At 58.5% G+C, this 14,229-nt stretch carries 9 protein-coding genes; 4 read left to right on the plus strand and 5 right to left on the minus strand.

Annotation, left to right across the window (positions count from 1 at the left end):
* Nucleotides 1-6: 6 nt before the first annotated feature.
* From ACIQJ2_RS30610 to ACIQJ2_RS30630, 5 genes are all read right to left on the minus strand, one after another.
* Entirely contained in the window at nt 7-2,424 is a 2,418-nt protein-coding gene (locus ACIQJ2_RS30610) for an FAD-dependent oxidoreductase (RefSeq protein ID WP_047627411.1), read from the minus strand.
* A gap of 44 nt (nt 2,425-2,468) precedes the next feature.
* Nucleotides 2,469-4,457 (minus strand): proline/glycine betaine ABC transporter permease, encoded by a 1,989-nt coding sequence (locus ACIQJ2_RS30615; RefSeq protein ID WP_052227456.1) that lies wholly within the window; start codon nt 4,455-4,457, stop codon nt 2,469-2,471.
* Nucleotides 4,457-5,458 carry an ATP-binding cassette domain-containing protein gene (locus tag ACIQJ2_RS30620; RefSeq protein WP_047627413.1) on the minus strand — a complete coding sequence of 334 codons (1,002 nt, stop codon included), beginning with the start codon at nt 5,456-5,458 and terminating at the stop codon, nt 4,457-4,459. The genes ACIQJ2_RS30615 and ACIQJ2_RS30620 overlap by 1 nt, the downstream gene beginning before the upstream one ends.
* A gap of 75 nt (nt 5,459-5,533) precedes the next feature.
* Complete coding sequence (locus ACIQJ2_RS30625; RefSeq protein WP_047628735.1) at nt 5,534-6,457, minus strand: ABC transporter substrate-binding protein; 924 nt, start codon at nt 6,455-6,457, stop codon at nt 5,534-5,536.
* A gap of 247 nt (nt 6,458-6,704) precedes the next feature.
* The gene (locus ACIQJ2_RS30630) at nt 6,705-8,909 is read right to left on the minus strand and encodes a methyl-accepting chemotaxis protein (protein ID WP_047627415.1); all 2,205 of its coding nucleotides are present in this window, start codon (nt 8,907-8,909) and stop codon (nt 6,705-6,707) included.
* A 209-nt stretch (nt 8,910-9,118) separates the two neighbouring features.
* On the opposite strand from ACIQJ2_RS30630, the gene eutH reads away from it, so the two are divergent.
* The 4 genes from eutH (at nt 9,119) to ACIQJ2_RS30650 (ending at nt 14,216) form a co-directional block, all read left to right on the plus strand.
* Nucleotides 9,119-10,366 (plus strand): ethanolamine utilization protein EutH, encoded by a 1,248-nt coding sequence (gene eutH, locus ACIQJ2_RS30635; RefSeq protein WP_047627417.1) that lies wholly within the window; start codon nt 9,119-9,121, stop codon nt 10,364-10,366.
* 35 nt (nt 10,367-10,401) lie between these two features.
* Complete coding sequence (locus tag ACIQJ2_RS30640) at nt 10,402-11,169, plus strand: N-formylglutamate amidohydrolase (RefSeq protein ID WP_047627419.1); 768 nt, start codon at nt 10,402-10,404, stop codon at nt 11,167-11,169.
* 274 nt (nt 11,170-11,443) lie between these two features.
* Complete coding sequence (locus ACIQJ2_RS30645) at nt 11,444-12,811, plus strand: glutamine synthetase family protein (protein WP_047627420.1); 1,368 nt, start codon at nt 11,444-11,446, stop codon at nt 12,809-12,811.
* A 10-nt stretch (nt 12,812-12,821) separates the two neighbouring features.
* On the plus strand, nt 12,822-14,216 hold the full coding sequence (locus ACIQJ2_RS30650; RefSeq protein WP_047627422.1) for an aldehyde dehydrogenase family protein: 1,395 nt from the start codon (nt 12,822-12,824) through the stop codon (nt 14,214-14,216).
* The last annotated feature ends 13 nt before the right edge of the window (nt 14,217-14,229 follow it).

Here is a 14,229-nt window from a genome sequence, read left to right on the forward strand (position 1 = left end):
CGTGGCTTAGGCCTTGAGACGCTCCATCTTTGCATCATAAAGGCAACGAGGGCCTCGCTCTGCATCGTAGCTGTTTCCAAAAGCTTCGATTTCGAAGGACTTAGCGGAGGCATTCTCGAGATCGAGGTAGCCGAAAGCGATAGTCTTCTTCATCGAATGGCCATAGGCCGTACTTGTGGTCCGTCCCACGACTTTGCCATCGAGGATGATCGCCTCGCCTCCATGGAATGGTGCGAAGCCTTCGACGGTGAACGAGCACAGGCGCTTCGTGACACCTTCAGCCTTGATCCTTTCCAGCGCCTGCTTCCCGATGAAATCCGGCTTGTCCAACGCCACGCAGAAGCCCAAACCCGCTTCGTAAGGGTTGTAGTCGGGCGTGATGTCGCCGGACCAGTAGAGATAGCCCTTCTCCATGCGGCAAGAGTCGATGGCGCGATAGCCGGCGTTCTGAATGCCGAACTCCTGGCCCGCCGTCCAAAGCGTGTCGTAGACATGCGCGCCGTATTCGATCGGAATGTAGAGTTCATAGCCGAGCTCGCCGACGTAGCCGACACGGGCCGCGATAGCGCGGGTATAGCCGATTTCGATCGTGCGAACCGCGAAGAATGGCAACGCGTCGTTGGAAACGTCGTCGTCCGTGACCTTCTGAAGCACCTCGCGCGACTTCGGACCGCAGATGTTGAGAACGGCGTAGCTGCCGGTCACGTCGCGGATGGTCACGCCTTCGGGCAGATGCTGGCGCACCCAGGCGCTGTCGCGCACGCCGAACGCCGAGCCGGTCACTAGCAAGAACTTCTCGTCGTCCAGATGCATGAAGGTGACGTCGGATTCGATTCCGCCGTTTTCGTTACAAAGCTGGGTGTAGACGGCTTTGCCCGGCGCCCCGGAAATGTCGGCTGCAGCGATGCGCTGAAGTGCTGCCTGCGCGCCCTTTCCAGTGATTTCGAACTTCGAGAACGACGACTGGTCGATCAGGACGACGCGGTTGCGAATAGCTTCGCACTCGGCTCCAACCGCATCGAACCAGTTCGGCTTTCCTTCGAAGCTCGGCTTGTCAAACTTGTCGTCGGATGGACGGGAGAACCAGTTGGCTCGCTCCCAACCAAAGCGGCTTCCGAAGATTGCACCGGACGCTTCAAGCTGAGCCTTGAACGGCGAGAGGCGCAGATTGCGCACGGCCTGGTTTTCTTCGGCCGGCCAATGGATCTTGTAGTAATTTCCGTAGGCTTCGATTGCACGTTCCTCGAGGTAGCGACCCTGGCTGTGCGGAGCGCCGAAGCGGCGCACGTCGAAGGACCACAGATCCATCCCCGGATCGCCGTCAAGTATCCAATTCGCCATTGCCTCACCGGCGCCACCGGAGGCCGCGATCCCGGCGGTGAAGCCGCATGCGACGAAGAAGTTGTCGAGTTCCGGAGCCAGGCCCATGATCGGCTCGCCGTCGGCCGAGGCCGGAATCGGGCCGTTAATGACGGTCTGGATGCCAACCTCGTTGAGGACAGGAAGACGCTCGGCGCAAGGCAGCGCGAACAGTTCCAATCGATCCATGTTTTCCGGGAAGAGTTCACGTCCAAATTCGAACGGTGGTTTGGAGCGCCAGCATCCCTTCGTGCCGTCCTCCCATCCGCCGATCGCAAAGGCGGCGACATCCGGCTTGAGGTAGAAGTTCTTGTCCGGATCGCGCAGAGTTGGAAGGTTCTTCGGTAGGTCGAGCTTTTTTTCAGTCAGGAAATACTGGTGCTCAACGACGCCGGCGGCGAGCGGAACACCGGCCATGTCGCCGATGCGTTTGGCCCACAGACCGGCGCAGTTGACGATGATGTCGCAGCCGATCGTACCATGGTCGGTCGCGACGCCGACAACGCGGCGTCCTTCCTTGATGAATTCGGTGACCGTGACACCTTCCTGGATCTTGACGCCGTTCTTACGAGCCGTGGCCGCGTAAGCGTGCGTCAACGCGTAGGGGTCGATGTAGCCGTCCGACGGAATGAAGGCGGCGCCGACCACGCCTTCCGGATCGATGTATGGGAAGAGTTCCTGGGCCTCTTTGGCAGAAAGCGAGTGGCATTCGAAATCGAAGCTCTTTGCGAGCGTCATCGAACGGCGAATTTCGCTCCAACGGGCTTCCGAGGAGGCAAGGCGGAGGGAGCCAACCTTCTTCCAGTCGATGGTCAGACCGGACTCTTCCTCAAGACGATCATAGACCGCTACAGAGTTCTGCATCAACTTGGTGAGATTCTTCTTGCCGCGGAGCTGGCCGACGAGACCTGCCGCGTGCCAGGTGCAGCCGTTGGTGATCTGCGATTTCTCAAGAACGATCACGTCCTTCTCACCGCGGCGAGAAAGATTGTACGCAAGCGAGCAACCAATAGCACCGCCGCCGATGATGACGATCCGATAGTGCTGGTCAAAGGTTTTCGACATGATTAGCCTCCAATGAGATGTCGATGGTGTTCAGGCAAGGCGGTTCAGGCCGCGTGCCGTTTGGAAAATTTCAGCCGCCAAGCGACTATGAGCCGCTCCGCGACGATCGCGATGAAAGCGATGGCCAGCCCCGCCACCACGCCACGTCCGGCGTCGGCCTTGGTCAGTGCGATATAGGTCTCTTGACCAAGGTCTCGGGTACCCACCAATGCAGTGATGACGAGCATCGAAAGCGCCATGACAATCGTCTGGCTCAAACCAAGCAGCATTTCCGGCACGGCCAGAGGAATCTTGACTTTGAACAAAGTCTGGGTCGGCGTGCAGCCGCTCATGACCGCCGCTTCGACGAAATGCTCTTTCACATGCCGTATGCCGAAATCCGTATATCGAATGGCCGGCACGATAGCGAAAGCGACGATCGCCACCAGCGCGGAGAAGTCTCCGACTTTGAAGAGCATCACGACGGGTATCAGGTACACGAAGGTCGGCAGCGTCTGGAGCGTGTCACAGACGACGTTCAACACTTGATGAGCTCTCTCGTTTACAGCGGCCAGCACTCCCAGTGGGAAGCCGATAAGCAAAGAGAGGACCGTTCCTATTCCGCAGAGGTAGATTGTCATCATCGCCGGCTGCTGAAGACCAGCCATGAAAATCGCGGACATCAGAACGAACACGAGCGCGGAAAGCGTGGGTCCGGACAGGCGCCATGCGGCAACCCCGGCGAGCAGCGGAAGTGCAAACCATGGGAGCCCGAGCATGAAGATGCGCACAGGAACCATCACGTTGAGGAGTATCGCATTCTTCAACGCGTCGAGTGGTGTAGACAGGTTGAAGGTGAGCCAGCGAGCAAACTCGTTGAGTGGCTGCTTTGCGGTGAACACCCAAGACACAGGGAATGAGGTCGCGCTCGGTAGTGCGACGGCGATGATGTAGCCGACGATTGCCACGGCAGTGACGATGACCCAGCCCCAATTGTTGACCCAAAAGGAGCGTTGATCATCGTGGTGATGTTCACGAGCTCTTGTGACGAACGCCTGGCAAAACCGGTCGAGCAGGATGGCGAGTGCGACGATTGCAAGGCCCGCTTCCATGCCCGTACCGATATCCAGTCGGCGCAGCGAGGTAAGCACGTCGAAGCCCAGGCCGCCGGCCCCAATCATGGACGCGATGATGACCATGTTGAGCGTCATCATCACAACCTGATTTACGCCAACCATGATCGATGGCATCGCCGATGGAACAAGAACCTTGAAGATGAGCTGCCTCTCAGTGCAGCCTGCAATCGACCCAAACTCCGAGATTTCCGGTGGAACGCGCCCCAGCCCCAGAACGGTGTTTCGGATCATCGGTGGCATCGAATAGATTATGGTCGCTGCCAACGCCGACGCCGGACCAAAGCCGAGCAAGATCAGAACCGGAACCAGATATGCGAAGACGGGTACTGTCTGCATCAGGTCGAGCACCGGTGAAATGAGCCGCGCAAACCATTGGACACGGTAAGCGACGATACCGAGCAGGAGCCCGAAAACGACCGAAATGAACGCTGCGACGAGTACCGACGACAAAGTCACCATAGACGACGCCCAGTTTCCGGTGATCAGGATGAATCCCAGGCCAAGCGCCGTGACGAGCGCCAGCGGGCGACCGCGGAGCCGATATGCGACTACAAGGAAAATCGTCGTGACGGCGAACCAGGGTAGAGGCGCGATGTCCGGCGCTCCGTCGCCGGGTGTAAAGCGGAAACCCGTAGCGATAATGCCCTGTACGGCATTGAGTAGGGCGTCGAGCATCGCGGCGATCGCACGTGTCATCACGCGTATCGGCGGCAAACCGGAAATCTGTGGAGCATCCTGCGTAAGCCAGGCCATTGCCGACTGGATCCATCCGGAAAACGGCACGACGTACTCGCGAGGATAGGTTTTTATCGCGGCAGGAAGAAAGAACGAGCCTGCCAACAGCAAGAACGAGATGGTCGCAAGCGGGACCCGTAGGACCCGCCCCTCCGGGGCGGATGAATTAACTGCCATCGTCATCAGACCGCCTCAAGCTCAATTGGCTTGCCAGTAAGGGAGGCGATTACGTCGCCCTTGGTCAGGATCCCTGTCAGCTTACCGTCAACCAGGACGCCGGCGTCCTCACGCCCCCCTAGAACCTTCGCGGCGACATCCGCGACCAGCTCGTTTCCATCGACGCTGACCGATGGTTCGAAATTCGCCCGGAGCGGTCGTGCAAGTGTCCTTGCCCTCAGCACGCTTGATCTGTCGCAATGCCGGGTGAATTCCGTGACGTAAGGGTGCTTGGAGTGGATCACGAGCTGCTCTGGCGTCCCTATCTCCAGAATTTCTCCATTGCGCATGATCGCGATGCGATCTGCCAGTCGGATCGCCTCATCGAAGTCGTGTGTGATGAAGACGATGGTCTTCTTCAACTCGTGCCTGAGGCGGATGAATTCATCTTGCAGTTCACGTCTCAGAAGCGGATCCAGCGCCGAGAACGGCTCATCCATGAAAAGGACTTCAGGTTCAGAGGATAGTGCGCGGGCGATGCCGACGCGCTGCTGCTGGCCTCCCGACAGTTCGGACGGAAAGTGGTTCTCGCGGCCGGCAAGTCCGACGGTCTTTACAAGTTCGCGTGCTTTCGAGGTTCTGGTTTTCATATCGACGCCGCGAACCGAAAGCGGAAACGCCACGTTTTCCAGAACGGTAAGATGCGGCAGTAGAGCGAAGTTCTGAAAGACCATGCCCATCACCTTGCGGCGGATTTCCATGAGCTGTTTCGGGCTCGCACCGGTGACGTCGTTGTCCGCGACGTTAATGCGGCCTTCGCTCGGCTCTATCAGCCGGGTGAGACACCGAACCAGGGTCGATTTCCCCGATCCGGAAAGGCCCATAATGACGAAGCATTCGCCTTTTTTGATCGTAAAGTTCGCGGCTTTGAGGGCTACGACGTGCGCGTCGGTGGGCTCTTCTCCCGGAACGTAGGGCGGCCCGTAGACCTTCCACACGTTCTCACAGGTGATCATCGAACCGGCCATGACAGACTCCCGGTTTAAAATAATTTTAGGATGGATTCGGGGGCGCGTGCGCGTGAACGCGCACGCGCGTCGGGCTTAGTTAAGCCACTGCTTCCACGTGTCTTCGTGGGTCTTCAGCCAATCCGCAGCCACTGTATCGAGGTTCTCGCCATCGACGTCCACGCGCTTGATAAGCTCGCCCATGTCCTCATTGGTGATATGGAACGCTTTCACAGCCTTTGCCGCGCCCGGCCACTTTTTCTCCAGTCCGACCCAGGCAGCCTTCCAAACCGGCCCGCTCGGCTTCGCGCACGCGTAGGACTTGCTGGCATAGCAGTCCGGCGTGTACGGCGGGAACTTGATCCATTCGCCCTTGTACTTGATTGGCACCCAGTGCGGCGAGTAGACCCACAGGACGATCGGTTCCTCCTTGGCATATGCGGCGTCCAACTCGGCGTAAAGCGCCGCATCGGTACCTGCGTGAATCACGTCGAAGTTGATCGGCAGATTGGCGATCCGTTCCTCATCGTATCCACCCCAAGTCACCGGCCCGCCGAGATAGCGGCCCTTGGGCGCGGTTTCCGGGGTCGAAAACTGGTCAGCGCACTTGTCCAAAGCCTTCCAGTCCGGAAGGCCGGGGCACTTGGCAATCATGTATTCCGGAACCCACCACTCTTCCTTGGCAACCATTCCGGTCTCGCCCAGGTTGACCACCTTGCCAGTCGCGACGGCGGCCTCCAGCGCGTCACGAGCCGTGGTGGCCCAGATTTCCATAGCGACGTCCAGGTCTCCCGACTGCATGCCGGTCAACTGAGCGAGGTAGTCGGCTTGAACATACTCAACATTGTAGCCGGCCGCTTTGAGCACGCCGCCCATTATCTTGGTTGAAAGAAGCTGGCCCGACCAGTCGTTAAGCGTGAGCTTGATCGGATCGGGCGATTCCACAGCGTAGGAATGCGTGGCCGTGAGCAATGCAGCTCCAAAACCGACCACCTGAAAGACTCTTCTCCAGTTTGACATATCGAACCCCTTTATTGGTTGGCTACCTAAATCGGCGCTTGTCGCGCTCTTGAGGGGGACTTTGTGGCCGATCTCCACGGATGTCAACGTATTTTGTGGGAACGTTGTGGCAAATTCTGCAAATTTACGAGGTCAACACCTATCAAAGTCGCAGGGTTTCGTGGCTATCTGTGGGAAATTTGCTCCACCGGCGATCCGAAATCGTCGGTGGAGTTCGTGCAACGGAGCGGCGCGCTCGGTCATTGAACTATGCCACGAAACGCAGTGCGGTTGACGTAGGAAGGCGATCAAGTCTGAACTGTGCGAGCAGGTCGTTCAGCGATCTGACCTCAGACATCAGAGAATGAGCCGCAGCGTTCTGTTCTTCCACCATGGCAGCGTTGCGTTGCGTCCCTTGATCGATCGAATTCACTGATGTGCTGATCTCGTGGAGCGATGTCGATTGCTCCCTCGCCGCGAGCACGATCGCTGCGACGTGACGATCTATCTCTTGCACCTGGCTGGCAATGTCTGTCAGCGCAGCGCCGGTTTCACCGACGAAATCGACGCCGGCGCTAACCTGATCGCTCGAGCGGGCGATCAGCGCCTTGATCTCGCGTGCTGCCAAGGCAGAACGTTGTGCGAGTTCCCGGACTTCCTGAGCTACTACGGCGAACCCTTTTCCAGCTTCGCCGGCCCGCGCCGCTTCAACGCCCGCGTTCAATGCAAGGAGATTCGTCTGGAACGCGATATCGTCAATTACGCCGATAATGTTCGATATCTCGCGAGACGACGTTTCGATTTCGCCCATCGCCGAGACGGCTCGCTGAACTATCGCCCCGGATCGCTCGGCGCTAGCGCGTGCGGTTTCGACAAGCATGCCAGCCTCCTCCGCACGTTTTGTCGTGTCACGGACCGAAGAGGTGATTTCCTCGACAGCAGCAGCCGTCTGCTCGACCGAGGCTGCCTGCTGTTCAGTGCGTTTCGCGAGGTCGTCCGCAGCGCTGCTGATTTGCGAAGTGCCCGCGGCGATCGCGTGGGCGTTCTTTCCCACCGAATTTAGCGCGGCCTGGAGCTTCTCCGCAGATGCATTGAAACTCTGCCGCACTTCGTCGAGGCTTCCCGCAAATGGCTCACCAATCCGGCATGTCGTGTCGCCCCCAGCCAGTGCGTGAAGCGCATCACCAAGCAGGGTCACCGCCGAGCGCGTTTGCTTCTCCCGCATTTCCGCTTCCGCGCTCCGCGCCTGCCGCTCTTCATCCTCTCTTGCGAGGTTCTGCTCTGCTTGCCGTTCCAGAGAATCTTTCGCGCGTGCAGCGCTTTCCAAAACGCCGAGCGCTCGAGCCATTTCACCGATTTCGTCTTGCGAAAGGGAATCAGCCAGCTCCCCAACCGTTCGCCCTGCGGCAATGTCGGCGGTCGCGGCGATTACCCGGCTCAAACGCCGATGGAACCGGCCTGCCAGCACCGCTGCGATCGTAACAAGCAGCACGGCCGCGATGGCGATTATGGCAAACGACGTAATGGCCAGGGTCTGAACGCTCGCATAAAGTACGGCGTTTGGCACCACGACGACGGCGTACCAAGTCGTCCCAGGCAGAAGATCGACAGGAACGGCCAGGGCCACGTCAGGACCGCTGCCATCCGCGCCCGGCAGGACGCCAGTCACGCCAGGGTGGGCGATTATTTCGCGCCAACCCTGCGCGTCCAGACCCGCTGCCTCAAGGCTCTTGCCGCGCGCGGCAGGATTGGAGTGACTGATGATCATCCCACTAGCCGAAACAAGCGCGACGTGTCCGCTTCCTAGTGGACGAAGAGTTGAGAGATCGCTCGCAAGCGCGTCCAGCGCCAAATCTACCCCAACCGTACCAAGAAATTGGTCACCCTTGACGAGTGGGACCATAAACGACGTCATCAGGACGTCCGCCCCGTCGATAGAATAGGTATACGGCTCCATAAGGAGCCGCTGCTTGGTGCTTTTGGGCACTAGATACCAGTCGCCCGCGCCAGGCTTGTCGTAATCGACAAGCGGCGTCACGCTCACCTCTCCCTTTGCCCGCACGAAATAGGGGATAAACCGGCCGGTCCCGTCGGAGGTCGTCGTGCCGACAAAGGCTTTATCTCTGCCGTCAAAAGCGCCTGGCTCCCAACAAGTGCTCAAACCGAGTGCGAATTCATTTTCCGCGATCATTCGAGAGAACACTCGGGTCACCAACTCCCGATTCGGCTCAGGACCGTCTTGAATGGCAGCAATCGCCGAACTCGCCTGATTCGCTAGACTTTCCGCTCGCGCAAAGACCGCCTGTACCCTTCCGGCGCTCTCATGGGCGACCGTCGTCATTTCGGAAATAGAGTGCCTTTCAAGCGCCTTGTAGGACAGTCCCAGTAGAACTCCGGCGGTGGCGACCGTTGTTACGACTCCGGCAGCGACGATCCCCACCATATTCCTTGCAGTTGCGGTCCTGACAAACATTGCTTCCTCCAAACAACCCAGGCCCCCGACGGCCCGCGAGCCGCAAACTAGTCAATTTACCTTTACAAAATCACTAACTCCCACTCTTAGCCTCATAAAATGTGCGCAAATACGATTGAAGTCGTCAAAATCATGTGGTGTTGTGTGGCTTCACTTTACACTAAAGCTGGTCAATTCGCTTTAAGCGAAGATCAGTTGGAGGAAATAAGGTGGATCAAATCGGAACCTATGTGATCTACGTCATCATGTTCTGCGCGGTACTGGGGGCGTTGGCAGCAATTCGCAACGACCAGGACGGACTTGGAAAGGAGTTTCTCGAAGGACTCCACAGCATTGGACCTATCTTCGTTCCGGTGGCCGGTATTATGGCATCTGCGCCTTACCTCTCGGCGTTCGTGCGAGAATACGTCGGTCCGTTGATGCAAGCGGTCGGCGCCGATCCGGCGATCGCCGCTACGAGCGTGATCGCTAATGACATGGGCGGCTACCAGCTCGCCCACGCGCTGGCCACAAGCCCGAATGGATGGGTTGTCGCTACGGTCATCGGCTTCATGGCTGGACCAACCATTGTGTTTTCAATTCCGGTCGGTTTGGCGATGTTGGAAAGAAAAGACCACCGTTACATGGCGCTCGGCGTGATGTACGGCCTCTTGAGCATTCCCGTCGGCGTATTCCTCTCCTGCCTGGCGATACTCGTGTTTCAGCCTCCGATGAGGGCCGAGATAGGCATTACCGGCGCGACTCAGCCCATCTTGCTGGACATGCCGACGGTGTTGGCAAACCTCGCTCCACTTGCGGTTTTCTGCATCTTGCTCGCGATGCTCCTTCGCCTGGCGCCTCGTATCGTCGTGGCGGCATTCCTCCTCTTTGGCCGGATGATGTACGCCGCAATCACCATCGTCCTTGTTCTTTCGGTGGTCCAGTACTTCACCGGATTGCCAGAAAAGATCTTTGGCGGCTGGGGCTTCGATCCGATCATTGCGGATAGCGCCGACCAGTTCCGCGCGTTGGAGATAGCGGGCTACATTGGTATCATGCTCGCTGGCGCGTTTCCGATGGTCTATTTGATCAAGCGGTATCTTTCGGCGCCGATGGAAGCGATCGGCGGACGCATCGGCCTGGGAGCTGCAGGCGCTGCGGGCCTGATTGCGGGCGCAGCGAACATTCTTGCACTTTATCGGCTGATTGCCTCGATGAAGCCGATGGACAAGGTCCTTTGCATCGCATTCGCGGTCTGTGCGGCGTTTTCGTTCGGCGACCACCTCGCCTTTGCGGCGAACTTCCAGCCGGCGCTGATCCCGTTCATCCTCCTAGGCAAGCTTGGCGGCGGCGCAACCGGCTTCCTGCTTGCCAAGACACTAGCCGGCCCTGCGGTCAAGCAGTTGTCCTCTTCGGAGAGCGACGAGCAACCATCCGTGCGTGCCGAGGGTGACGTCGCGACCCAGCAGGCAGCATGACGACTAATTACCCCTCTCAAATACCGGAGAAGACAATGTCTCAAATAAGCCAGTCTCAACTGCTGGGACCAGACGACGGGCCTGCCTTTTCCGTGCATCGCCCCGACGGGGGGAGCCCGATTATCCTTCTTTGTGAACACGCGTCGAACAGCTTGCCAAAAAGCTTGAAGCAATTGGGCGCTTCATCCGAGACGATGTCGAGCCATGCGGCCTGGGATCCCGGAGCCCTCCAAACGGCGCTTAAGATGTCCGAAAAGCTCGATGCGACCTTGGTACAACAGCGCTTCTCGAGGCTTGTATACGACTGCAACCGCCCGCCGACGTCGGCAACGGCCATGCCAGCAAAAAGCGAAGTTCACAGCATTCCGGGGAACGCAAACCTCTCCGCCGCCGAGCGGTTCGCCCGGACCAGCGAAATCTACTGGCCGTTTCATCACGCGGTGTCCGACGTGATCGCACGCCGCGCGTCCGAGGGGCGCGAAGTTGTGATCGTGACAATTCATAGCTTCACGAAAGTGTACAACGGCGCGGTCAGAGACGTTGAACTCGGTATTCTTCACGATGCGGACGCACGCCTCGCCGACCGAATGCTGGATGCAACCAAGGACTCCAAGCAATTCAACACTCAGCGAAATGCTCCTTACGGACCTCAGGACGGCGTCACCCACACGCTACAAATCCACGGCATCGCGACGGGGCTGGAAAACGTAATGATCGAAATCCGGAATGATCTCATAACCGACGATGCCGGACAGCTCGCCATGGCAGAGTATCTATCCAAGGTACTCGAAGCGTCCCTTTAGCACCCTGACGCTCATTGCATGCGGCGCCCCTTACGCGTCGCATGCGTCTCCAATGCAAAGAGATAACCTCAAAAAGCGCGCCTTAAAGTCACTATTACCATCATATAATGTGGCATTATGTGGATTTGTATTGACATGCGAGGCTTTGGGGTTTTAGCTGCGATTCAACGATCGACACCTCAACACATTCCCTCATCGCTTTTGCTTCGACCAGCACCGCGATCGGGATGCGGCGAGGCTCCGGCGACGCCCAACAAAATCTCGAGGGAACCCCATGGAATTTTCAGACGTCAAAGATGCTGCGGGCTTGAAGCAGTTGCTGCAGGAGCGGCCCTATAGGCACATCAAGGTCGGCGTGTTCGACATCGACGGCGTGCTGCGCGGAAAGTACATGTCGCCTGACAAGTTCCTTTCTTCCATCGAAAATGGGTTCGGATTTTGCGACGTCGTTCTCGGATGGGATTCGAGCGACCAACTCTACGACAACACGAAGCTCACCGGTTGGCATACCGGCTATGGTGACGCGCAGGTCAGGATCCTCCCCGAAACTGCACGGGAAATACCCTTCGAGCCCGACACCCTCTTCGTATTGGGCGAGTTCGCGGGCAAACTTGAACCGCTCTGCCCCCGCGGCGTTCTCAAACGTGTATTGAAAAAGGCCGAAGAACTAGGCTTTCAAGCCAAGGCGGCATGCGAGTTCGAATTCCTTGTCGTCGAAGAAACGGCAAAGTCCCTTTCCGACAAGCGTTACCGCAACTTATCGCCGCTCGGCGTCGGAAACTTCGGCTATTCCGTTATCCGCAATTCAGTCAACACACCATTCTATCATGGCATGCTGGATCTCTTCGAGGACATGCGCATCCCAATCGAGGGACTCCACGAAGAGACCGGTCCGGGAGCGCTTGAAGCAGCGATCGGCGTAGACGACGCCCTGTCCGCCGCGGACAAGGGAAACCTCTTCAAGACTTTTGCCAAGATCTTCGCGCAGCGGAACGGCCTTTTCACAAGCTTCATGGCCAAGTGGGACAGCTCGTTCCCAGGTCAGGGCGGGCACGTCCACGTATCGCTCGTCGACAAGAACGGCAAAGGTGTATTCCACGACCCCAGTGCGGATCGTGCCATCAGCGAGACCATGTTGCACTTCATCGGCGGCCTCCAGAGACTGGCGCCCGCCCTCGCAGCATTCGCCGCGCCAACGGTCAACTCATACCGACGGCTCGTGCCGGGGTACTGGGCTCCGACGGCGGCGACCTGGGGCGTGGACAACCGGACCGTCGCAATTCGCGCGATCACCGGAAGCTCGAAGTCGCAGCGCGTCGAATTCAGAATTCCCGGCGCGGACACCAATTCGTATCTGACGTTGGCGGCCGCACTTGGCGCAGGCCTCTGGGGCATCGAAAACCGCATCAAGCCGGAGACGGAGCTTTCGGGCAACGCATACCAGATCCCCACCCCGGAGCATCAGCAACTCCCGCGGACGCTGACCGACGCGGCTGCGGCGCTCAACAATTCCGAGGAGGCGAAGGAGATCTTTGGAAAGACTTTCGTCGAGCATTATGCAGCAACCCGCGACTGGGAAGACCGCGAGTTCCGGAAGCAAGTCACCGACTGGGAGCTTTCCCGCTACTTCGAAATTATCTGAGGACCATGAAATGACCGATACCCAGCGCACTATTTCCCCTGTCGACGGGACAGTCGTCGTCGAACGAAAATATGCTGCCTCGCAGGAAATCAACGCTGTCTTGGACGCTGCCGTTTGGGCGCAAAAATCGTGGAAGGCTACAACTCTAGCTGAACGAGTTGAGATCTGCGAGAGGTTCGCCCAGTATCTGCTCGATCATCAGGAAGAAATAGCGCTCGACATCACGCGTCAGATGGGCCGTCCTATTTCCCAAACGCCAGGTGAAGTACGTGGTTGCGTGGATCGCGCGCGTACCATGATCGAGCTCGCACCTGAAGGGCTCGCCGACGTCCGCCCAAAGGCGCGCGACGGCTTTGACCGATTCATCCGGCGCGCTCCCGTCGGTGTCGTTTACGTGATTGCACCTTGGAACTATCCTCTTCTCACCGCAATCAACACGATCGTTCCTGCAATCTTGGCAGGCAACGCGGTCGTCCTCAAGCATGCGGCCCAGACGCCTCTCTGCGGCGACGCTTTCGCCAAGGCGTTCGAAAGCGCCGGTCTTCCGAAAAACGTGTTTCAGGCGCTGGTGGTTGACCACGCCGACGCGGAGCGCATCGTCGGTGATCGACGGATCAACCATGTTGCCTTTACCGGTTCGGTTCGCACTGGCCACCTCGTCCAGAAAGCAGCGGCCGAAAGGTTCATCAGCGTGGGCCTTGAACTCGGAGGCAAGGACCCAGCATACGTCCGCGCTGACGCCGACATCGCGTTTGCAGCGGAGAATCTGGTCGACGGCGCGTTCTTCAACAGCGGCCAGTCGTGCTGCGGGATCGAACGAATCTACGTTCACGCAAGCGTCTACGACAAGTTCGTGGAACGCGCGGTGGAAATCGCGAAGGAATACAGGCTGGGCGACCCCATGGATCCGAGCACAAATCTCGGGCCTGTTGTCAGCGCTTCCGCCGCCAAGTTCATTCGCGGACAGGTCGATGACGCTATTGCCAAGGGCGCGAAGGATCTCGTTCCCATTACGACCTTCGAGAAGGATCGCCCTGAGAGCGCTTTCGTGTCGCCTCGAATCCTTTCCAATGTCGACCACGGCATGCGCCTCATGACAGAGGAAACCTTTGGACCTGTCGTTGGCATCATGCGCGTGGGAACCGACGAAGAGGCTGTCAATCTCATGAACGATAGCGACTTCGGCCTCACGGCATCGATCTGGACGAGCGACGTTGCGGCGGCCGAAGACCTGGCTGACAAGATCGAGACCGGCACCGTGTTCCTGAACCGCTGCGACCATCTCGATCCTTCGCTTGCTTGGACGGGAGTGAAAGACAGCGGTCGTGGCGTAACCCTGAGCGTGCTCGGGTTCGATCATCTGACGCGTCCGAAGTCGCATCATTTCCGGCTAAACACTGAATAGAATTCTTCCCTCA

Source organism: Rhizobium sp. NPDC092011, from assembly GCF_044756305.1.
Classification (GTDB): domain Bacteria; phylum Pseudomonadota; class Alphaproteobacteria; order Rhizobiales; family Rhizobiaceae; genus Rhizobium.